This is a genomic window from Dyella sp. S184 (genome assembly GCF_009766065.1).
Taxonomy (GTDB): Bacteria; Pseudomonadota; Gammaproteobacteria; order Xanthomonadales; family Rhodanobacteraceae; genus Rhodanobacter.
On sequence record NZ_LMUE01000009.1, the window covers coordinates 262,779 to 283,829 of the forward strand.

A 21,051-nucleotide genomic window follows, 5' to 3' on the forward strand; every position below is an offset into this window, starting at 1 on the left:
CGCTCAGCCCGGCAGGCGGGTCAGGTTGGGGAATGCGTCGCGACCGGCATAGCGCGCGGCGGCACCGAGCTGCTCCTCGATACGCAGCAGTTGGTTGTACTTGGCCACGCGGTCGCTGCGGCACAGCGAGCCGGTCTTGATCTGGGTTGCCGTGGTGGCCACCGCGATATCGGCAATCGTGGTGTCCTCGGTCTCACCGGAGCGATGCGAGATCACCGCTGAGTACTTCGCTGCGTCAGCCATCGCGATCGCTTCCAGCGTTTCGGACAGCGTGCCGATCTGGTTGACCTTGATCAGGATCGAGTTGGCGATGTGCTTCTCGATACCCTCACGGAAGATCACCGGGTTGGTCACGAACAGATCGTCGCCAACCACCTGGATGCGATCGCCGATGGTGTCGGTCAGCAATTTCCAGCCGTCCCAGTCACCTTCCGCCATGCCGTCCTCGATGCTGACGATCGGGTACTGTTTGGCCCAGCTGGCGAGCAGGTCGACGAACTCGGCTGAGCCGTACTGCTTGCCTTCACCGGCCAGGTCGTACTTGCCGTTCTTGTAGAACTCCGAGCTGGCCGCATCCAGGCCGAGCAGGATCTCGCCACCGATCTTGTAACCGGTCTTGTTGATCGCTTCGAGAATGGTGTCGAGCGCCTCGATGTTGGAACGCAGGTTCGGTGCGAAACCGCCCTCATCACCCACCGACGTGCTCAGGCCGCGCCCCTTCAGCACGCTCTTCAGCGCATGGAAGATTTCCGCGCCCGCGCGCAGCGCTTCGGCAAACGTCGGCATGCCAACCGGCAATACCATAAACTCCTGCACGTCGATATTGTTGTCGGCATGCTCGCCGCCGTTGATGATGTTCATCATCGGCACCGGCAACGCACCCGGCTTGCCGTTGGAGAGATAACTCCATAGCGGTTCGTCGCGCGATGCAGCCACCGCATGTGCCGCCGCCAGCGAGACACCGAGCAGTGCGTTGGCACCCAGCTTGCTCTTGTTCGGCGTGCCGTCCAGCGCAATGAGCTTGGTGTCGAGACCTTTCTGGTCGGCCGCATCGAAACCCTTCAGCGCCTCGGCGATCACGCTATTAACGTTCGCCACCGCATGCTTCACACCCTTGCCGCCATAGCGCGACTTGTCGCCGTCACGCAGCTCGACCGCCTCACGCGAACCGGTGGAAGCACCGCTCGGCACCGCTGCGCGACCAAAACCGCCGCCAGCCAGGGTGACTTCGGCTTCCAGCGTGGGATTGCCGCGCGAGTCGAGGATTTCACGGGCGTGGATGCGGGTGATCTGAGTGCTCATGCGATGTCCGTTGCGTTCGATGTGATGATAATGAAAGAGCGCATCGCTGCGCCCGGTATTTCAGGAAAGCGTCTGCTCCAGGAAACCATGCCGCTTGGTCACGGCGTCCAGTTCCATCAGCGTTTCCAGCAATGCTTCCATCTTGCCCAGCGGCCAAGCGTTCGGGCCATCGCTGAGCGCCTTGCTGGGATCCGGGTGTGTCTCGGCGAACAGGCCAGCTACGCCGACCGCAATCGCCGCACGCGCCAGCACCGGCACGAACTCGCGCTGACCACCGGAAGTGGCACCCTGACCACCCGGCAGCTGCACTGAATGGGTGGCGTCGAATACTACCGGGCAGTTCGTATCGCGCATCACGCTGAGCGAACGCATGTCCGAGACCAGATTGTTGTAGCCGAAGCTGGCACCGCGCTCGCACACCATGATCTCGTCGTTGCCGACCGCTTTGGCCTTGGCGACTACATGCTTCATGTCCCACGGCGCGAGGAACTGGCCCTTCTTGATGTTCACCGGCTTGCCGGCACGCGCTACCTTCTGGATGAAATCGGTCTGGCGGCACAGGAACGCCGGCGTCTGCAGCACGTCGACCACCGAGGCAACCTCGTCCATCGGCGTGTACTCATGCACGTCGGTGAGTACCGGCACGCCAATCTGCCGCCTCACTTCGCCCAGGATGCGCAGGCCTTCTTCCAACCCTGGCCCGCGGAAGCTCTCGCCCGAAGAGCGATTCGCCTTGTCAAAGCTGGACTTGAAGATGAAGTTCACGCCAAGCCGGCCGGTGATTTCCTTCAGCGTGCCGGCGGTGTCCAACTGCAACTGTTCGGACTCGACCACGCAGGGACCGGCAATCAGGAATAGTGGCTGGTTCAGCCCGATCTCGAAACCACACAGCTTCATGCGACCGACTCCTTTGCCAGTCGCTGTCCTTCGCGTACAGCCTTGTATTCGCGGGCAGCGCGGACGAAACCGATGAACAGCGGGTGCCCGTCACGCGGCGTCGAAGTGAATTCCGGATGCGCCTGGCAGGCGAGGAACCACGGGTGTTGCTGCTGCGGCAACTCGATCATCTCGACCAGCAGGTCGTCCATCGACTTGCCAGAGATCACCAGCCCCAGGTCTTCGAACGGCTGGCGGTAGCGATTGTTGAATTCGTAGCGATGACGGTGACGCTCGCGCACCACGTCCTGTCCGTACAGCTCACGCGCCAGCGTGCCGGCCTTCAGGCGGCATTCCTGCGAGCCCAGGCGCATGGTGCCGCCAAAATCGGAACGGTCGCTGCGCTGCTCGACGTCGCCGCTCGCGGTGGTCCATTCGGTAATCAAGGCAATCACCGGATCCGGCGTATTGCGGTCGTTCTCGCTGGAATCGGCCTCGGCAAGGCCGGCCAGATGGCGGGCAAAGTCGATCACCGCCGCATGCATGCCGTAACAGATGCCGAAATACGGCACACCATGTTCACGCGCATATTTCGCGGCCAGGATCTTGCCCTCGAAACCGCGCTTGCCAAAGCCGCCCGGCACCAGGATCGCGTCGACCTTGCCGAGTGCCTTGGCGGCGCCTTCGGCTTCGACCTGCTCGGAATCGATCCAGTTGAGGTTGACCCGCGTCTGCTGCTTGATGCCACCGTGACGAAGCGCCTCGCCGAGCGACTTGTAGGCATCCTTGTGCTCGACGTACTTGCCGACGATGGCCACATTGACCTCGTCCTTCGGATGTTCCATCGCCTCGACCGTGCGCACCCAGCTGGACAGGTCGGCCGGGCCGGCATCCAGGCCGAGGCGCTTGACCACGATCTCGTCCAGCCCTTGCTGATGCAGCCACAGAGGCTGCTTGTAGATGATGTCGACATCGACGGCGCTGATGACCGCCTGCTCCGGCACATTGGTGAACAGTGCGATTTTGCGGCGCTCGCTCTCGGGCAATGCCTGCTCGCAGCGGCACAGCAGGATGTCCGGCTGGATACCGATCGAGCGCAGTTCCTTCACCGAATGCTGGGTCGGCTTGGTCTTCAGTTCACCAGCGGCCTTGATGAACGGCACCAGGGTGAGGTGCATGAACACCACCTTCTCCGGGCCGTGTTCGATGCGCAGCTGGCGGATCGCCTCGAGGAATGGCAGCGACTCGATGTCGCCGACCGTGCCGCCGATTTCCACCAGCGCCACGTCGAAACCGCGGGTGGCCTCGTGGATGCAGTGCTTGATCTCATCGGTGATATGCGGGATCACCTGCACGGTGGCGCCCAGGTAATCGCCACGGCGTTCCTTGCGGATCACGCTCTCGTAGATCTTGCCGGTAGTGATCGAGTTCTTGCCGGTCAGGCGGGTATGCACGAAGCGCTCGTAATGACCGAGGTCGAGGTCGGTCTCCGCGCCGTCGTCGGTCACATAGACCTCGCCGTGCTGGAAGGGACTCATCGTGCCCGGATCCACATTGATATAGGGATCGAGCTTCATCATGGTGACCGAGAGTCCGCGCGCTTCGAGGATGGAAGCGAGCGACGCCGCAGCAATGCCCTTGCCAAGCGAGGACACCACACCGCCGGTGACGAAAATCAGGGGGGTCATGGAAAGTAGCCGTGCTGGAAATTAGGCATTTTAGCCGCAGAAGCGCTTCACTGCGAGATGACTTTGAATATTTCGTCATTTTGGTTCATATACGCGCTCGCCTTGGCGGGTGAAACGACTGTTGTCCCCCTGCTAGCATGTCTGAATGAACTCCCCCATCCCCGCCCGTCTCGCTGCCCTCCGCGCGGCCATGCAGCAGCATGGCGTCGCTGCCGTACTCGTCCCCACCGCCGATCCGCACCTTTCCGAATACCTGCCTGAGCACTGGCAGGCACGAGCATGGCTGTCCGGCTTCACCGGCTCGGCCGGCACCCTGATCGTCACCCGTGATCACGCCGGGCTGTGGACCGATTCGCGCTACTTTTCGCAGGCCGAGCAACAACTGGCCGGCAGCGGCATCACACTGATGAAGCTGCGCGTGCCGCATGCCGCCGAACATCTGGAATGGCTGCAGCAGCATCTGCACGACGACGACGTGCTGACGGTGACCGGCGACAGCGTGGCGCTGACCACCCAGCGCCAGATCGAGCGCCGCCTGGCCGAGACCGGCGCCACCCTGCGCACCGATCTGGACTTGCCAGGGGCGATCTGGCCCGATCGCCCCGCATTGCCGCAGGCGCCCGTGGTCGAACACGACCCGATCTACGCCTGCATCCCGCGCAGCGACAAATTCACCCGCCTGCGCAGCGCCATGCGCAAGCTCGGCGCCACCCATCACCTGCTGTCCAGCCTCGACGACATCGCCTGGCTGACCAACCTGCGCGGCAGTGATGTGGAATGCAACCCGGTGTTCCTCGCGCATCTGCTGGTGCAACCGGGTGGTCGCGCCACGCTGTTCGTCAATCGCGCCAAGCTCAGCGACGCCCTGGTTGCCGCCTTGGCCGCTGATGGCATCAGTATCGCCGACTACGCCTCGATCAGCTCGGCTTTGAACGAGCTGGGTACGCCCGACAACCTGCTGCTAGACAGCGGTCGGGTAGTCAGTGCGATCGCCGCGGCGATCGCACCCACCGTTACGCCGATCGAGGCCGCCAACCCGAGTATCGCGTTCAAGGCGGTCAAGGGTGCAGCCGAGCTCGAGCACATCCGCGACGTGATGCGCCGCGACGGCGCCGCCCTGGTGCGCGGCTTCCGCCGCCTGGAACAGCGCCTCGCCGCTGGCATGACGCTGACCGAACTGGATGTCGATACCTTGTTGTTCGAGGAGCGCTCGACCCAGCCCGGCTACGTCGGCGAGAGCTTCGCCACCATCGCCGGCTACCAGGCCAACGGTGCGCTGCCGCACTATCGCGCCACGCCGGAGTCGCACAGCACGCTGCAAGCCAAAGGGCTGCTGCTGATCGATTCCGGTGGCCAGTATCTCGGTGGCACCACCGACATCACTCGCGTGCTGGCGCTTGGCGAGACCACGCCGGAACAGCGGCGCGACGCTACCCTGGTATTGAAGGGCATGATCGCGCTGTCCCGCGCTCGTTTCCCGAAGGGTGCCAGCGGCCCGCAACTGGATGCACTCGCACGCGCGCCACTATGGGCCTGCGGCATGGACTACGGCCACGGCACCGGCCATGGCGTGGGCTACTTCCTCAACGTGCACGAAGGCCCGCACGGCATCCGGCCACCGGTTGCCGGCGGCGCACTGGTCGCGTTGGTACCCGGCATGATCAGCTCGATCGAGCCGGGCCTCTACAAGCCCGGACGCTACGGCATCCGCCACGAGAACCTCGCGGTGGTGGTCGAAGCCGAGCAGACCGAGTTCGGCGAGTTTCTCGCGTTCGAGACGCTCACGATGTGTCCATTCGACCGCCGCGCCCTCGAACCGAGCATGCTGAACCCGGAAGAGCGCGCCTGGCTCGACGACTACCACGCCAGCGTGCGCGCCGCGCTCAGCCCATTACTGGAAGATGCCGATCTGGAATGGCTGAACCGGCACTGCGCGCCACTGTAGGCGGTACCTGCCGGCACCTTCCCGTGCAACTCAGGTGCGCTTGGGTGGCACCAGCCTGAGCCGGCTGACCGGAACCTGCGACTGGTTCGGGCACAACAGGTGCAGGATCTCGTCCGCCTTCAGCGGGTATGAATACAAGTAACCTTGCCCTTCAGCACAACCGGCGCGCAGCAGGAAGTCATGCTGCGCCTCGGTTTCGATGCCTTCCGCAATCGTGGTCAGGCCGAGGCTCTTGGACATCGCCAGCATCGCCTCGGCAATCGCCGCATCGTTCAGGTCGCCAGGCAAGCCGGTGACGAAGGAGCGGTCGATCTTCAGATAGGCCACCGCCGGCAGTTTGAGGTAGGCCATCGAGGAATAGCCTGTACCGAAATCGTCGACCGCCACCTCGATGCCCAGCGCGTGCAGCGTGCGCATGGTGCGCTCGGTATCGTCGCCCAACCGCAGCATCGCACTCTCGGTGATCTCCAGCAGTAGGCGCTTTGGCAACAGCTGCCGCGACTGCAAGGTGCGGCTGACGGCATCGACGAACGCCGGATGGCCGAACCAGCGTGCCGAGATATTCACCGCCACGCGGATCTGCGGCATGCCGGCCAGATCCCAGACCTGGATCTGCGCGCACACGGCCTGCATCACCCATTCGTCGATGCGACGGATCATGCCAAGGCTTTCCGCCACCGGGATGAACTCGCCCGGCAACACTTCGCCACGCTCCGGATGCTGCCAGCGCAACAGCGCCTCCACCGCCACGATGCGTCCGGTGCGAAGTTCGATACTGGGCTGGTAAAGCAGATGGAACTCGTTGCGTGACAGCGCTTGCCGCAACTCGCTGGCCAGTTGCAGGCGGCGGCGGGTATCGGCATGCATCATCGGCGTGTAGAAGCGGAACGTGTTGCGCTCTTCGGTCTTCGCCGTATACATGGCGGCATCGGCGTTGGCGATCAGCCCCGCTGCATCGATACCGTCCAGCGGATAGCCGGCCACGCCGATACTGGCACTGAGGACGACTTCGTACTCGTCGACCACCAGCGGCTCGGACAGGGCGACCAGCAACCGGTTGACGATCGCACGCGCATCCTCGCGCAGGCTGAGCCGGTTGATCAGCACGGTGAACTCGTCACCGCCAATGCGCCCCGCCACATCGCTCTCTGACAACTGCCGACGTATGCGCTCGGCAACCTTCACCAGCAGGCGATCGCCAATCGCGTGACTGTAACTGTCATTGACGATCTTGAATGCGTCGAGGTCGATGAACAGCACCACCAGCGCCAGCCGCTCGCGCTCGGCAACCTCGATCGCCTCGCTGCAGCGTCGCTCGAACTCCGCCCGGTTGACCAGCCCGGTCAATGGATCGTGCCGCGCCAGATGCTCCAGACGATGCTGACTGGCCTTGGCCTCGTGGATGTTGGTGAACACCGCGACGTAGTACAGCACATGATTGTCAGCATCGCGGATCACGCTGATGCTCATGTGCTCAGGATATTTGCTGCCGTCGCTGCGCGTACTCAGCACTTCGCCGTGCCAGTTGTCGCCAGCCGCGACCTCGTCCCAGATCGACTGCGGCAATGGCTTGCCGCTTGGCATTCGCCGATTTTCGTCGAAGCGCCTGCCCTGCAACGCGTAGCTGGTGAAACCAGTGATTTCCGTATGCGCGGCATTCGTCGAGATCACCCGGCGATCCGCATCGGCGATGATCACGCCTTCGGCAATGCTGGCCAGCGCCTCGGCGGCGACCCGGCGCTCCTGCTCCATCGCCACACGCTCGGAAATGTCGCGAATAATCGCTTGGCGCACCGGCAGGTCACCCCAGGTGGCAATGCTACTTTGCGTCTCTACCGGCCGTTTACTGCCATCCACGCCAATTAGCGTATTGGTGGCCGCACGACCCGTCGACTGTCCTGCAAGGGACTGCATGAACAGATGAACGAAGCGGTCGCCAATCAGCTCATCCGCATCACGTCCGGTCCACACCGATGCCGTGCGGTTGACGTCGAGGATCCGCCCGCTGGTCTCATCGACCATTACGATTGCATCAGCCGCACTGTCGAACAACAGTCGGTAACGCTCCTCGGTGCCGCGAACGCTTGCCAGGATACGGCGTGCCATCCGCAACCACAGAAGCATCGCAATGCATGCGGCAGCCAGCACGCTGCCGAACAGGATTGCACCAACCCAGGTTGCGCCGCGCGCAATCTCCAGTGAGAAGATGTTGGTGCGCGGGCCGATGAAACTGTTCAGCGTATAAATGCGATCGCGCTGACGTTCCAGCTCGACGCTCGATAACCCAGCACCCGCATGAGCGACCTGCAGTTGCCGTGCAATGTCGTCCAGGCTAGCAATCGCGTCATCAGTCGAGTGCCACGCCTGCAGCGCCTCGTTGATGTGGGGAGCAGAAGGGAAATACTCGAGTATGAAAATCATCCCGGGTATGGCAGCGGGTATCACGCTGCCACGCTTGAATGCCTGCACCACCTTTTCCTGGTCGAACCTGCCCGACGCAATGGCATCGCGTGCCCAGCGATCAGAATCAAGGACGGCGTAGTTGCGCCGGAAACTGTCGAGATCCGCAGCAGCGCCACTGACTGCATACGCATCAAGATCAATCACCGACTGCTTCTGGGCCTTGGACCAGAGACTCTCGCCGTTCAAGAACCCGGCGAGAGTGATCTGAACCTGCAGGGCTCCCCAGGTCAATGCCAGGATCAGCCCCACAATTGCCACCAACGCGTACGCCAATGGCATCAGGCGTCGTGACAACGGTCGTTGCAAAGTGGTTTGCGCGTTACGCATCGTACCTCTTTCTTTAACGGCCAATACGTTGTGAATGCATGCCTACAACCTTGCCGCGACCGCGTCTGTCAGGCAGCGACCTCGCTAAGCGCCTCCAGATATCGGCGCTTCTCGATGCAGTGATCCATGCTGATACGCATGCTGGTATAGCTACGCTTGATGCAGTCACCGATATGTGTCACTTCGTCGGCAGCTGGTGTCATGCCCATCAATGTACAGACTATCTCCAATGCCTCCCACGGATGTGTATCGTCATAAGCAGCATGTAGCTGTAGCCAGCGCAAACTGCCAACCCGTTCCTTTGCCGGAATGCTTTCGGCATAGGTTTTACTCTCATAAACGCGTTGCGACCACTCACCAGTGGCTCCCTCAACGGCATAGTTGGTGGCTGCGATGCTCGCGGCCAGACTACCGCCGGTGCAAATCTCCTCACACCAGTCGGCAAGCGTCCCGGTACCGTGAGCTGCCCGTCCATGCAGAACCTCCTCACGCGCCACACCTGCACCTTCGGCCCAGTTGAGCCAGTATTCGGCATGATTCTGTTCGACGCGGATGTTACGCACCAGCCAGCGTCGCGCCAGATTGTCGCCGGGACTGCGACCAAAACGGGTCTTGAGCAGACTCAACGCCATGTAGGCCGGAAACCGCTCGATCACTGGCCAGATACCCACCATGAAATTGGTCGTGGACGCATGGCTGAGGGAGGCACTCCTCATCATGTCCCACATCTCATGGCGCACCACGCTTTGTTTAGTACTTTCGCAATCGGCCACCATGTCTTGAGCCCACTGCGGGTAGCTGCTCAGTTCAGTCAACGGACCACTGCGTTCGAAACGGGTATTCATATGATTCTCCTGGGAGTTAAGCACTTCAGTTGATTTTTACCTCGCTTGGCCGACGCAGTAGATGCCTGCAATCGGTCGTACCCGGCATCCTGATGCCATGCCGGAAACCCTTGAATTCGTGATCGGTGACTGCTGCCCAGCGGCGCCAAGCCAGCGTTGCACCACCTGCTGCAACGCTGGCCGGATCGTCACGCGGGATGAACGGAGGGGAGCTGACCATATGCTGAAAATGCAGCGTACCGCCGTCATCCCCCTGTCAATGCAACCGGCTTAACGCTTTAATGTGCTGGTATTACCCGAATGCCGTGCCGTAATTCGGTTTATCCACTTGCATCAAGGTTGAAGCTGCATCGCCTGCATTGACGTCTGCCTGCATTGAGAACGCGTCTTGTGGACGGTCATTTCTCATTACATATGCTGGAGGTCACTTTCATGAAACGACTTGTCTGGTCTGCTTTGGCATCACTTCTTCTGGCTGCCCCGCTGGCGGTATATGCAGCGGACGGCTACGTCACCGGCAACGTGAATATGCGTGCCGGCCCCGACGTGGAGTACCCCCTGGTCGACCAGCTCCCGGCCGGAACAGGGGTATCCGTCCAGGGCTGCACGAACGGCTGGGAATGGTGCGACGTCATCTCCTCCTCCTCTGGTAGCCGCGGCTGGGTAGCCGGCAACTTCATTCAATACCAGTATCAGAATCAGCCCGTGCTGCTGCCCGCCTACGGCGCGCAAATCGGCATCCCCATCGTCAGTTTCGTGATCGGCACGTACTGGAATAATTACTACCGGAGCCGGCCGTTCTACAGTCAACGCAACACCTGGTTCAACCGCCCGATGCCGCACCGGCCGCCACCGCGGCCGATCAACCGGCCAGGGCAAGGCCAGCGGCCGCCACCCGCCAGACCGCGGCCACCCGTGAATCGCCCCACGCCGCGTCCGCAGCCTCCGGCCAATAACCGGCCAAAACCGCAACCCCGCCCGGCGGTGACCCGACCGCAGCCGCAGCCGAGGCCGCAAACCAATCAGCGACCGCAACAACAGCGACCTGCCCAGGGCAACGGCCAGCCCGCCCGTCCTGCCGGTAATCGTCCTGCCACTCCACCCAAGGGACAACAGCAAGGCAGACCCAAGCCGTCCGATGACAAAGGTGGTCAATAGGCGTTTGTCGCGATGAGCCGGATGCACAGTGTGCATCCGGCTCATCGCGCATCAAACGCTGACGTCGCTCAAACCGTTTCGCAGCGCCCGAGTTCGCTGATATCCGCCGCTTCCAGCACCGCCTTGGGTGCACCGTGCCGAGCTACGGCCAGCATCGCGCAGCCCATGATTTCCGTACTCAACACCGTTTGCGGCATCAGCATGCGCAGCAGTGGTAGCAGCGGCCGGGTCAACGTGTACAACCAGCGGTAGGAACCCGTCTTGGAGCGGATACCATGCAGCGGCTGGATGATGCCGGGCCGGAACACGTACACCGCCTTGAATGGCAGGCGCTGCAACGCGTTTTCGAGTCGCCCGCGCACTCGCGCCCACATCACCTTGCCTACTTCGCTGCTGTCCGCACCTGCGCCGGAAACATAGACAAACGTCATCTGCGGATTGAGTCGTGCCAGCGTCTGCGCAGCGGATAGTGTGAGCTCGTATGTAAGCCGTGTGTACTGCGCCTCAGCCATGCCGGACGAAGTCACGCCGATGCAGAAGAAGCATGCGTCCAGGTTCGTGAGGTCGGCTTCGATCGTGCTGTAGTCGAACATATTCTGGTGCACCAGATCCCGGAGCTTCGGATGCGACTGCCCAGTCGCCGTACGGCCGATCGCCTGCACTCGTGCCACATCGCCGGCAAGCAGGCATTCACGCAATACGCCCCGGCCAACCATGCCGGTGGCGCCAAAGATCAACACGTTCATGGCTCGGTTCCTTCAATGGCGCTCAAGGTAGATGCAGGATAGATCGTACGATGAGTCCCGAGGCCTCGCCCTTGCGAGAAAGGTGCACGGGTCAACCATCGCTGAGCCGGATACTGGTCGGGACATATCGCTGGAACATGCCGAAAGTCACTCCGGCAACCACGTTCAAACATGCGACCATCCAAGGCACGTCACATATGTCGGGGTCGTCATGAACAGCAGGATTCTCGCCGTGGTCTGTCTGGGTGCCTTGGTCGCAGGTGCGGCTCATGCCGGCGATGCGACAAGTACCAAGCCGCAGTACGGCAGCTGGGGCTTCGACCAGGCCGGTGCCGACATGAGCATCAAGCCGGGTGACAACTTCTTCCGCTACGCCAACGGCGCTTGGCTGGATCGCACGCCGATCCCGGCCGACAAGCCTGCCGTCAGCCTGCGCTTGGCCATGACCGACCTGACCGAGCAGCGCCTGCACGCCATCATGGAGTCGGCGGCGGCACACTCAACGGATCAACCTGCCACGCTGCAGGACAAGGTCGGCGCGTTCTACCAGTCGTTCATGGATGACGCGCGTATCGAGGCGCTTGGCGCCAAGCCGATCGCGCCGGAACTTGATGCCGTGCGTCATGCGACCACGCGTGATGCGCTGGCCGCACTGATGGGCCATACCAACACCGACTTCGACGGCTCGTTGTTCAACATCGGCATCGATGTCGACCTGAAGGACCCGAAACACTACGCTGTCTACATCGGTCAGGGCGGACTCGGCCTGCCCGATCGCGACTACTACCTCAAACCCGAATTCGCGAAACAGAAAGCCGCCTACGAGGCCTATGTCACCACCCTGCTGACGCTGTCCAACTGGACCCATCCGGATGCAGCTGCGAAAGACGTGGTTGCATTCGAGACGGCGATCGCCCAGGCCAGCTGGAGCAAAGTCGAGCAGCGCGATCCGGTGGCGACCTACAACCCGATGAGCATCGCCGAGCTGCAGCAGCTCGCGCCCGGCTTCGCCTGGCCGGCGTTCCTGAAAGCGCAGCGGCTGGGTGATCTGCAGCGCATCGTGGTCGGCGAGAAAACCGCATTTCCGAAACTCGCCGCGCTGTATGCGCATACACCGGTGGCGACGATCCAGGCATGGCAGGCTGCGCGCATTGCCGACAACGCCGCGTTCTACCTGTCCCAGCCGTTCCAGGACGCGTATTTCGATATGCACGACAAGACGCTGTCCGGCCAGCAGGTACAGGCCGTGCGCTGGAAGCGCGGTGTGCATGCCGTCTCGGGTGGCGACTGTGGCGTCGGCGAACGGCTGGACTGCTTCGGCAACCTGAGCTGGGCCGTCGGCCAGTTGTACACCGACAAGTACTTCCCACCCGCCTCCAAGGCGAAGATCGAGCAGTTGGTGGCCAACCTCAAGACCGCCTACCACGCGCGCATCGAGAAACTCGACTGGATGAGCCCGCCGACGAAACAGGAGGCACTGCGCAAGCTGGATACCTACACGATCAAGGTCGGCTATCCCGATCATCCGCGTGACTATTCACAAGTCGTGGTGCGCAACGATGACCTGACCGGCAACGTGACGCGTGCGGCCAGCGCGGACTGGGCATTCTATGTGGATCGCCTCAATGGCCCGGTGGATCGCAGCGACTGGTCGATGACGCCGCAGACCAACGATGCCTACAACGGCTCGTTGCGCGACATCGTGTTCCCGGCCGGCATCTTGCAGCCACCGATCTTCGATCCGAACGCCGATCCGGCGATCAACTACGGCGCGATCGGTGCCGTAATCGGACACGAACTCACCCACGGCTTCGACGATGAAGGCCGCAAGATCGACGCCGACGGCGCACTGCGTGACTGGTGGACGGCCGCCGACGCAAAGGCGTTCGAGGCACGTGCAAAGAAACTCGGCGCGCAGTATTCCGCGTTCGAACCGCTACCTGGCGTGCACATCAACGGTGAGCTGACCATGGGCGAGAACATCGCCGATCTGGGCGGACTCACCCTGGCACTGGACGCCTATCACACCTCCCTGCATGGCAAGCCTGCACCGGTGATCGACGGCATGACTGGCGACCAGCGCGTCTTCCTTGGCTGGGCACAGGCATGGCGCGGCAAGCTGACCGACGATGCGATCCGTCGCCAGGTCACCAGCGACCCGCACTCGCCGCGCGCGTTCCGTGTCAACGGCGTGGTGCACAACCTCGATGCGTGGTACGACGCCTACGGCGTCAAGCCGGGTGACAAGCTGTATGTTGCGCCGGCTGACCGCGTGCGGATCTGGTGAGGCATGGCCAAACGTCATCTATCGGGCCCGCCTGCGGATTCCATATAAACGCTGGACGCACTTCGCGCATCTGACGGATGTTGCCAACCCTGGGAGTAGACATCGTGCGTAAAACCATCCTTGCCTTGTTATTGACGACGCTGCCACTCGCCGCCAGTGCGATGGAATGCCGTTACAGCGCGCCGCGCAATGCCGACCTCGATGCCGCCGGACTGAACAGTCTGCTGCTGAAGCTGGGCTCCACCGACCTGGATATACAGAGCACCCCGGGCCTGACCAGGGTCGAGGTGCGCGGCACCGCCTGCGCTTCGAATGCGGCATGGCTGAAGGATGTGCAGATCGGCACCAGCCGCAACGGCGATCGCGCCGCCGTGGCCGCACAGAACGACCATCACGAGGATACGTTCAGCCTGTTCGGCTCCAGCTACGCCTATCTGAAACTGCAGGTGCGCGTGCCTTCAACATTGGCGATCAACGTCGAGAGCGGCTCCGGCGACGTCAACGCAGCCAACCTCGCCTCGCTGGATTTCAATTCCGGCTCGGGCGACCTGATCGCGGACCACATTGCGGGTGCCCTGACCCTGAAACTCGGCTCGGCTGATGCGAAGGCGCGCCACGTTGGAAGTGTCGACCTGCACGAAACCGGCTCCGGCGACGTACGTGTCAATAGCGTGCAAGGCGACATCCAGGCGGATCATGCCGGCTCCGGCGATCTCGACTTCAACAACGTCAACGGCAGCGTCAATGTCGGTGCTACCGGTTCCGGCGACATCACGCTCAACAACATCGGCCGTGACGCCAAGGTCGGCAGCATCGGCTCCGGCGACATCAACGCCAATGGTGTCGGTGGCGATTTCACCGTGGGCGCCAACGGCAGCGGCGATGTCCATTACACGAACATCAAAGGCAAGGTCAGCGTGCCGAAAAGTGACGACAACTGAGTCAGGGCACACTGCCGGGATCCAATGATCGTGGCGGCCAGCCACGCGATCAGTTGCTCACGCAGACATCGGGAAACACCGTTTAGTCGGAGACCGTATTTCAACTGCTATGGAATGAGCGGACTGCTTCGGTATTTCCGATGGGGAGAAATCTCGGGGTGCCGGTACCTGTGCACCGACACCCCGAACCTCGATGGACTCAGTGGCCGCCGTCGTGACGTTTATCCGAGTCCGGGGTGAACGACACGCCGCGCAGCACTTCCGCGAAGGCTGCCGAGCGCAGCGTCACGAACTTTTCCTGTGAGGCACCGGCCACACTGGTGTTCTTCAGGTCGTCGCGGATCGCTACCAGACGATTCGGGTCAGCACCGACATCGCCGCCACCGCTGGTGGTCGAGGTCGTCGCCCAGATCGTGACGTGACCATCTGCATCGACGCGACCAGTCATGTTGCGCAGACCATCGGTCGCCGGCGCCCACGGCAGGTTGGTGCCCGGGTTGTTGCCGGTCGGGTAGTCGCGCACCGTGTAAGGCTGCCCCAGCTCGAGACCTGCCTGCAGTGTGTAAGCCAGCGTCCAGCTCTGTGTGGTGGCGTTGAACACCCACTTCTGCAGGCCGGCCGTGGTCTGTGCCGCGGCGTGCGCATACAGATCGGTGCCGCCTGCGTAGCCGTCACCTTCATCGGCCACGTAAAGCGTGTTCGCATCGGCGAACCACAACGCGAACGGATAGGTCAACGTCGTCGCCGTCTTGACCGGCGTCGACGGGAATCCGGCGAGTATGCACATGTTGGTCGGCAGGCCAGCAGTCGACAATGTGGCTGCATTGTAGGAAAGCGCTGCAGTGGGAAGCGCCGCGCCGGCCACCGGCACACCAACTCCCTTCGGACATGCTGTGCCCGTCGTATCGACGAAATACACCGTATTCACGCCGTTGCTGCCGCTGCCCTTGGTGTAATACACCACGTTGTTGAACACGGTCATGCCGCGGAAATTGTCGTCCTTGCCGATCTTGTCAGCCTTGTCGCCCAGCACGGTGACGGAGAAGCTGGCCAGCGGGGTGTTGGCACCAGGAGTCTGCGACACTTCGGGCATACCTGCCGGGGTGATGAACTGCGCACCAGCACCCAGAACGACACCGGCAGGCTGCGGATTGCTGCCATTGCCGGCATTGCCCGCGGTGTAGAAATAATTTGCGCCATCGCGATCATTCAGGATCACTGCACGGCCGTTGTCGCCGCTGTACGCATTGGTCTCGGTGAAATTGAAGCGGCCATCGCGGTCTACCGTAGCCACGGCACGGTAGAAGTTCTGCCCGTCAGGATTGGTCGGGTCGACGGCGCCGGGCGTGTTCGCATTCGACACGTCGAGCGCGTTGACCGGCGCGACGTAGCCCATGAAGGTCAGGTATTTGTGATCCAGTGACAGGTGCAGCGAGAGTTCCGATTTCGAGCTGAAGCTGGTGACCAGCTCACCTTCCATGGCAGCCGGGAGCTGGCTGTTCGGTACTTCCAGCGAATCGACCAGCGAGCCACCAGGCGTGATTTGGTCGAGATAAATACGCGCGGTAATGCCGAAGCTGCCGTCGTACAGCACATCGTTCCACACATACGGATAGGTGCCGTCATACGGTGCACCGGTCGATGCGCCACAACCACCGGTGGTGTTTGCGCAATTCACCGGCAGGATCATACCGACCTGCACATTGCTGGGCTTGTTGTCGTAGACGCTGCGACTGACCACCAGGTTACCCGGCCAGTAATGAAAGTCCCGGCCCTGCGAAAAATCACCGGCATAAGCTGAGGCACTGGCCGCGAGAACGGTAAGCGCCAGGACCGCGGCAACCTGCCGGCGGCTTGAACGGCTGAACAAGGTCTTCGTCATCGTGATCTCCGGAGTGGGTACGAAAGCGCCAAACACGTACGCAAAGCGGGGCCACGGTATTAGGGAGAGGTGACGGGCTCTTGACAGTCGTCGTCGACAAGCGTGGTGTGATCGCGTTGGTAATCGAAATCAGCGGCGGGGCGCCATCGCATGTTTCATGGAGGCACAGCGCCAGCGGATCTACCGGACCGCGGAAAGATGCGCCATGCTCGGGCGCAACAGCGCAATCCGCATGGGATGTCCTTTAGCAGATGACCATGGCACAACCGATAACGTCTGTGATCGTTCTCTTGACTGCGTACGCCTCGTTCCAAGAACCTTGATACCGGAAAGCTAATGTTGGCACCCAAAGCGAAAGACGTTGCCCGGGCGGCACGCTCCACGAAGCGTCCCGACCATGCGCGGCATTTGCTGCCGATACTCGCGCTGCTCGCGCTTGGCGTTGTGATCACCGCCCAGGCGAGCACGCCCGACGAAACACGCTGGCAGCACGAGGCACAGGCGGTCACGATTACCCGTGACGACTGGGGTATCGCGCACGTCCACGGCAAGACCGACGCCGACGCCGTGTTCGGCATGGCCTATGCCCAGGCTGAGGACGACTTCAACCGCGTCGAGACCAACTACCTCAATGCGATGGGTCGGCTCGCCGAGACCGAAGGTGAATCCGCGATCTGGCAGGACTTGCGGATGAAGCTGTTCATCGATCCGATCACCTTGAAAACGCTTTATGCCAAAAGCCCGAGCTGGCTGCAGGCGCTGATGAACAGCTGGGCCGACGGGCTGAATTACTACCTCGCCACGCATCCCGACGTGCATCCACGTGTCATCCAACATTTCGAACCGTGGATGGCGCTCAGCTTCAGCGAAGGCAGCATCGGCGGCGATATCGAACGCGTATCACTCAACCAGCTCGAAGCCTTCTACGGCCATGACCGGCAAGCACTGGCTCGCGCCGAGCCGCCGTCGAGCTGGGCGGAACCGACGGGATCGAACGGCATCGCGATAGCACCCAAGCTCAGCGCCAACGGTCATGCACTGCTGCTGATCAATCCGCATACCTCGTTCTTCTTCCGCTCCGAGTTGCAGATGACCAGCGACGCCGGGCTCGACGCCTATGGCGCGGTCACCTGGGGGCAGTTCTTCATCTATCAGGGCTTCAACCATCATATCGGCTGGATGCACACATCCACCGGACTCGATGCGGTCGACCAGTTCGCCGAGACGATCGTGCACAAGGACGGCAAGCTGTTCTATCGCTACGGCCAGGAACTGCGCCCGGTCAGCACGCGCACGATCAGCGTGCCCTACCGCGCCGCCGACGGCTCGATGGCCCAGCGCAGCTTCACCGTGTATGCCACGCATCACGGCCCGATCGTGCGCGAGGCCGACGGCAAGTGGATCGCGATCGCGCTGATGAACAAGCCGCTCGAAGCACTCGAGCAAAGCTGGCTGCGCACGAAGGCCAGCGACTACGCCAGCTATTTGAAGGTCGCCGAGCTGAAGGCCAACTCGTCGAACAACACGATCTTCGCCGATGACAAGGGCGAGATCGCCTATCTGCATCCGCAGTTCATCCCGAAACGCGACGACCGCTTCGACTACACCAAGCCGGTCGACGGCAGCGATCCGGCCACCGACTGGCAAGGACTGCTGCCACTGGACAAGGCACCGCACCTGCTCAATCCGCCGAACGGCTGGATCTTCAACACCAACGATTGGCCCTATTCCGCCGCCGGACCTTACAGCCCGAAGCGCGCGGATTACCCCCGCTACATGGACACCTCTGGCGAGAATCCTCGCGGCATCCACGCCACCCGCGTGCTGACCGGCCAGCGGGGTTTCACCTTGCCATCGCTGATCACCGCCGCATTCGATTCCTACCTGCCAGCCTTCGCGCGGCAGATCCCGATCCTCGTGGCCGACTACGACGCGCTGCCCACCAGCGATCCGCTCAAGCACAAGCTGGCCGGCCAGATCGCGCTGCTGCGCAACTGGGACTATCGCTGGGGTATTGCCTCGATGCCGACTTCGCTCGCCGTGTTCTGGGGCGACACCTTGTGGGACAAGGTCGATAAGGCCGACACGGCCGAGGGCCTGTCGATCTACGACTACATGGCCGAGAAAGCAGGGCCGAAGGTGCGCTTGGACGCGCTGCTCGAAGCATCCGACCGGCTTGAGAAAGACTTCGGCAGCTGGGGCGTTCCATGGGACGAGATCAATCGCTATCAGCGCATCAACGGCGATATCGTGCAGCCGTTCGATGATGCCAAGCCCAGTATCCCGGTGCCGTTCACCTCGTCACGCTGGGGCTCGCTCGCGTCTTTTGGTGCCCATCGATGGCCGGGGACGAAGCGCTATTACGGCACCAGTGGTAACAGCTTCGTCGCGGTGGTCGAGTTCGGGCCCAAGGTCAGCGCTCGTGCCATCACCGCCGGCGGCGAGAGCGGCCATCCGGGCTCCAAACATTTCAACGACGAGGCTGAGCGCTATACCATCGGCAACCTGCGCACGGTCTACTTCTGGCCGGAACAACTCGTGGGGCATACCGAGCGCGTCTATCATCCGGGCGCACAAGGTGATTGACCACGCATGCGGCTATATCGATGCGGCGATGCGGCCCACCTCGGCCAGTACGGCATGGCGTTCGCCGGTATCCGCCGTCGACCCTGCGTAGTAAGCCGTCACGAGCAACGGCTTGCGTTTCTGTGGCCAGATGATGGCGATGTCGTTGGTTTCACGGTTGGCGCCGCTGCCGGTCTTGTCGCCGACACGCCAGCCGGCTGGCATACCAGCACGCAGTTGCTCGGTACCGGTGCTGGTGGCGCACAGCCATGTGGTCAGTTGCTCGCGTGATGTCGCGGACAGCACTTCACCCAACAGCAGCGTGTGCAGGTCCGCCAGCATGGCGCTCGGCGTGGTGGTGTCACGCAGATCACCCGGCCTGCCCACGTTGAGCTCGGGCTCGATCCGGTCGAGCCGGGTCACGTCGTCACCGAGGCTGCGCACGTATGCGGTCACCGCAGCAGGTCCGCCCAGGCTGGCCAGCAACAGGTTGGCCGCCGTGTTGTCGCTCAGAGTGATCGCCGCCTGGCACAGCTCGGCCACCGTCATGCCCGGCGCACCGACGCGTTGACTGGTCACCGGCGCATACGCCAGCACGGCCTCCTTGCCAAAGACAATGCGCCGATCGAGCCGCTCCACTCCGCGATCGACACGTGCCAGTACCGCCGCCACCGCCAGCAGCTTGAACGTGCTGCACATCAGGAAGCGTTCATCGGCACGATGCCCGATGCGGCGGCCGTTGTCGGTATCCAGAATGGCCACACCGAGCCGCCCGCCTCGTTGACGTTCCAGCGTAGCCAGCTGTGCTGCGGCACCACCCGCTTCGGCAGCAAGGGAAAACGTGGGGCGAAGAACGAGTGCCGAGGCACCCATCAGGGCGCCTTTCAGCAGGCTTCGACGGTTCATGCGATCACCTTTGTGCAGGAAGTGGAAAAGCGGCGTGGTTGTAAGCGAACCGCCTCACCCTAGCCATCGGTGCTGGCTTTTTGCAGCTAGCGATGAGGCAATCCCGGGACAGTCACCCGGCGCGATGGCATCAGCCGCGCTTGGGAATTTCCAGGCCACGCTGCACCGCTGGACGTGCCAGCCCGCGGTCGAGCCATGCGGCGACGTTGGCAAAGCTGTCGCTGTCGTATCCCACCAGTTCACGTGCCTCATAGAACGTGATGAGGTTGCGTACCCAGCCGATCGTGGCGATGTCGGCGATCGTGTAGTCGTCACCCATGATCCAGCTGCGACCGTCGAGGCGGGTGTCGAGCACGCCAAGCAGGCGTTTTGATTCCGCAACATAGCGCTCAAGCGGCCGCTTGTCGGCAATCTCCTTGCCGGCGAACTTGTTGAAGAAGCCGACCTGGCCGAACATCGGGCCAATCGACGCCATCTGGAAGAACACCCACTGGATGGTCTCCCAGCGCTGTATCGGATCAGCCGAAATGAACTTGCCCGTCTTGTCTGCGAGATACAGCAGGATCGCACCGGATTCGAACAGCCCGAGCGGCCGCCCACCAGGGCCAGCCGGATCGATGATCGCGGGAATCTTGCCGTTCGGGTTGAGCGACAGGAACGCCGGGGTATGGCTCTCGTCCTTCATGATGTCGACGAGGTGCGGCTCGTAGGGTTGCCCCGTCTCCTCCAGCATGATCGACACCTTCACGCCGTTCGGCGTGTTGAGCGAATACAGCTGGATACGGTCGGGATGTTGTGCCGGCCAGCGCATGGTAATTGGGAAGCTGGAGAGGTTGGACACGTTGTGCTCCTGCATCATCGGGATCATGGCGAGCTACGGGCTGAGCGCAATACCCGCGTCGATCAACAGCTTCTGCAGCTCGGCCGTTTGCGCCTCGTAGTGTTTCCAGCGCTTCAGTGAACTGCGGTACATGGGCTTGCGCACCTGCACAGCACTCGCCGTGGCGACAGGCGCCGGATTGTCCTCGAAACGCAGGCAGGCATCGTCCCAGGACAAACCGCAGAACTCCAGCAATTGGCGCGAACTCGCCTCTTGCGACTCCACCAGCGTCTCGTAATC

Annotated in this window: 14 protein-coding genes and 1 pseudogene; 5 read left to right on the forward strand and 10 right to left on the reverse strand. The window is 62.4% G+C overall.

The window, feature by feature from the left end:
* Positions 1-3: 3 nt before the first annotated feature.
* From eno to GSQ75_RS13385, 3 genes are read right to left on the reverse strand one after another with little or no spacing between them, the layout of a single operon-like run.
* A complete protein-coding gene (eno, locus tag GSQ75_RS13375; protein ID WP_158755365.1) occupies positions 4-1,302 on the reverse strand; it encodes a phosphopyruvate hydratase in 1,299 nt (432 codons plus the stop codon).
* 60 nt (positions 1,303-1,362) lie between these two features.
* Positions 1,363-2,199, reverse strand: a complete 837-nt coding sequence (gene kdsA / locus GSQ75_RS13380) for a 3-deoxy-8-phosphooctulonate synthase (RefSeq protein WP_158755366.1) — start codon at positions 2,197-2,199, stop codon at positions 1,363-1,365.
* On the reverse strand, positions 2,196-3,866 hold the full coding sequence (locus GSQ75_RS13385; protein ID WP_158755367.1) for a CTP synthase: 1,671 nt from the start codon (positions 3,864-3,866) through the stop codon (positions 2,196-2,198). The genes kdsA and GSQ75_RS13385 overlap by 4 nt, the downstream gene beginning before the upstream one ends.
* Positions 3,867-4,011: 145 nt before the next feature.
* Between GSQ75_RS13385 and GSQ75_RS13390 the strand changes: the two genes are divergently transcribed.
* Positions 4,012-5,811 (forward strand): aminopeptidase P family protein, encoded by a 1,800-nt coding sequence (locus GSQ75_RS13390; protein ID WP_158755368.1) that lies wholly within the window; start codon positions 4,012-4,014, stop codon positions 5,809-5,811.
* A 30-nt stretch (positions 5,812-5,841) separates the two neighbouring features.
* Here the strand turns inward: GSQ75_RS13390 and GSQ75_RS13395 are convergent, their stop codons facing one another.
* Both GSQ75_RS13395 and GSQ75_RS13400 read right to left on the reverse strand, forming a co-directional pair.
* Positions 5,842-8,601, reverse strand: coding sequence for an EAL domain-containing protein (locus tag GSQ75_RS13395; RefSeq protein WP_254058572.1), 2,760 nt, complete (start codon positions 8,599-8,601; stop codon positions 5,842-5,844).
* Between the two features lie 68 nt (positions 8,602-8,669).
* On the reverse strand, positions 8,670-9,446 hold the full coding sequence (locus GSQ75_RS13400; protein WP_158755770.1) for an iron-containing redox enzyme family protein: 777 nt from the start codon (positions 9,444-9,446) through the stop codon (positions 8,670-8,672).
* Positions 9,447-9,878: 432 nt separating this feature from the next.
* Here GSQ75_RS13400 and GSQ75_RS13405 point away from each other — a divergent pair, with 432 nt between their 5' ends.
* The gene (locus tag GSQ75_RS13405) at positions 9,879-10,604 is read left to right on the forward strand and encodes an SH3 domain-containing protein (RefSeq protein WP_158755369.1); all 726 of its coding nucleotides are present in this window, start codon (positions 9,879-9,881) and stop codon (positions 10,602-10,604) included.
* 68 nt (positions 10,605-10,672) lie between these two features.
* Here GSQ75_RS13405 and GSQ75_RS13410 read toward each other — a convergent pair whose 3' ends face one another.
* Entirely contained in the window at positions 10,673-11,350 is a 678-nt protein-coding gene (locus GSQ75_RS13410) for an NAD-dependent epimerase/dehydratase family protein (RefSeq protein ID WP_158755370.1), read from the reverse strand.
* Between the two features lie 211 nt (positions 11,351-11,561).
* Between GSQ75_RS13410 and GSQ75_RS13415 the strand changes: the two genes are divergently transcribed.
* Both GSQ75_RS13415 and GSQ75_RS13420 read left to right on the forward strand, forming a co-directional pair.
* Complete coding sequence (locus GSQ75_RS13415) at positions 11,562-13,637, forward strand: M13 family metallopeptidase (protein WP_158755371.1); 2,076 nt, start codon at positions 11,562-11,564, stop codon at positions 13,635-13,637.
* A 104-nt stretch (positions 13,638-13,741) separates the two neighbouring features.
* Positions 13,742-14,578 (forward strand): DUF4097 family beta strand repeat-containing protein, encoded by an 837-nt coding sequence (locus GSQ75_RS13420; protein ID WP_158755372.1) that lies wholly within the window; start codon positions 13,742-13,744, stop codon positions 14,576-14,578.
* 199 nt (positions 14,579-14,777) lie between these two features.
* Here GSQ75_RS13420 and GSQ75_RS13425 read toward each other — a convergent pair whose 3' ends face one another.
* On the reverse strand, positions 14,778-16,460 hold the full coding sequence (locus GSQ75_RS13425) for a hypothetical protein (protein ID WP_158755373.1): 1,683 nt from the start codon (positions 16,458-16,460) through the stop codon (positions 14,778-14,780).
* A gap of 336 nt (positions 16,461-16,796) precedes the next feature.
* Between GSQ75_RS13425 and GSQ75_RS13430 the strand changes: the two genes are divergently transcribed.
* Entirely contained in the window at positions 16,797-19,046 is a 2,250-nt protein-coding gene (locus GSQ75_RS13430; protein WP_158755374.1) for a penicillin acylase family protein, read from the forward strand.
* Between the two features lie 12 nt (positions 19,047-19,058).
* Here the strand turns inward: GSQ75_RS13430 and bla are convergent, their stop codons facing one another.
* From bla to GSQ75_RS19205, 3 genes and pseudogenes are all read right to left on the reverse strand, one after another.
* Positions 19,059-19,931, reverse strand: coding sequence for a class A beta-lactamase (gene bla, locus GSQ75_RS13435; RefSeq protein ID WP_158755375.1), 873 nt, complete (start codon positions 19,929-19,931; stop codon positions 19,059-19,061).
* Between the two features lie 130 nt (positions 19,932-20,061).
* Entirely contained in the window at positions 20,062-20,772 is a 711-nt protein-coding gene (locus GSQ75_RS13440; RefSeq protein WP_158755376.1) for a glutathione S-transferase N-terminal domain-containing protein, read from the reverse strand.
* A gap of 33 nt (positions 20,773-20,805) precedes the next feature.
* Positions 20,806-21,051: pseudogene (locus tag GSQ75_RS19205) on the reverse strand (sulfotransferase); the annotation flags it as partial.

Excerpts from the sequence above, each read along its gene's own strand:
- GSQ75_RS13385 (WP_158755367.1), bottom strand. The coding sequence starts at position 3,866 with ATGACCCCCCTGATTTTCGTCACCGGCGGTGTGGTGTCCTCGCTTGGC.
- GSQ75_RS13405 (WP_158755369.1), top strand. The coding sequence starts at position 9,879 with ATGAAACGACTTGTCTGGTCTGCTTTGGCATCACTTCTTCTGGCTGCC.
- eno (WP_158755365.1), bottom strand. The coding sequence starts at position 1,302 with ATGAGCACTCAGATCACCCGCATCCACGCCCGTGAAATCCTCGACTCG.
- kdsA (WP_158755366.1), bottom strand. The coding sequence starts at position 2,199 with ATGAAGCTGTGTGGTTTCGAGATCGGGCTGAACCAGCCACTATTCCTG.
- GSQ75_RS13400 (WP_158755770.1), bottom strand. The coding sequence starts at position 9,446 with ATGAATACCCGTTTCGAACGCAGTGGTCCGTTGACTGAACTGAGCAGC.
- GSQ75_RS13410 (WP_158755370.1), bottom strand. The coding sequence starts at position 11,350 with ATGAACGTGTTGATCTTTGGCGCCACCGGCATGGTTGGCCGGGGCGTA.
- GSQ75_RS13425 (WP_158755373.1), bottom strand. The coding sequence starts at position 16,460 with ATGACGAAGACCTTGTTCAGCCGTTCAAGCCGCCGGCAGGTTGCCGCG.
- bla (WP_158755375.1), bottom strand. The coding sequence starts at position 19,931 with ATGAACCGTCGAAGCCTGCTGAAAGGCGCCCTGATGGGTGCCTCGGCA.
- GSQ75_RS13395 (WP_254058572.1), bottom strand. The coding sequence starts at position 8,601 with ATGCGTAACGCGCAAACCACTTTGCAACGACCGTTGTCACGACGCCTG.
- GSQ75_RS13415 (WP_158755371.1), top strand. The coding sequence starts at position 11,562 with ATGAACAGCAGGATTCTCGCCGTGGTCTGTCTGGGTGCCTTGGTCGCA.
- GSQ75_RS13430 (WP_158755374.1), top strand. The coding sequence starts at position 16,797 with ATGTTGGCACCCAAAGCGAAAGACGTTGCCCGGGCGGCACGCTCCACG.
- GSQ75_RS13390 (WP_158755368.1), top strand. The coding sequence starts at position 4,012 with ATGAACTCCCCCATCCCCGCCCGTCTCGCTGCCCTCCGCGCGGCCATG.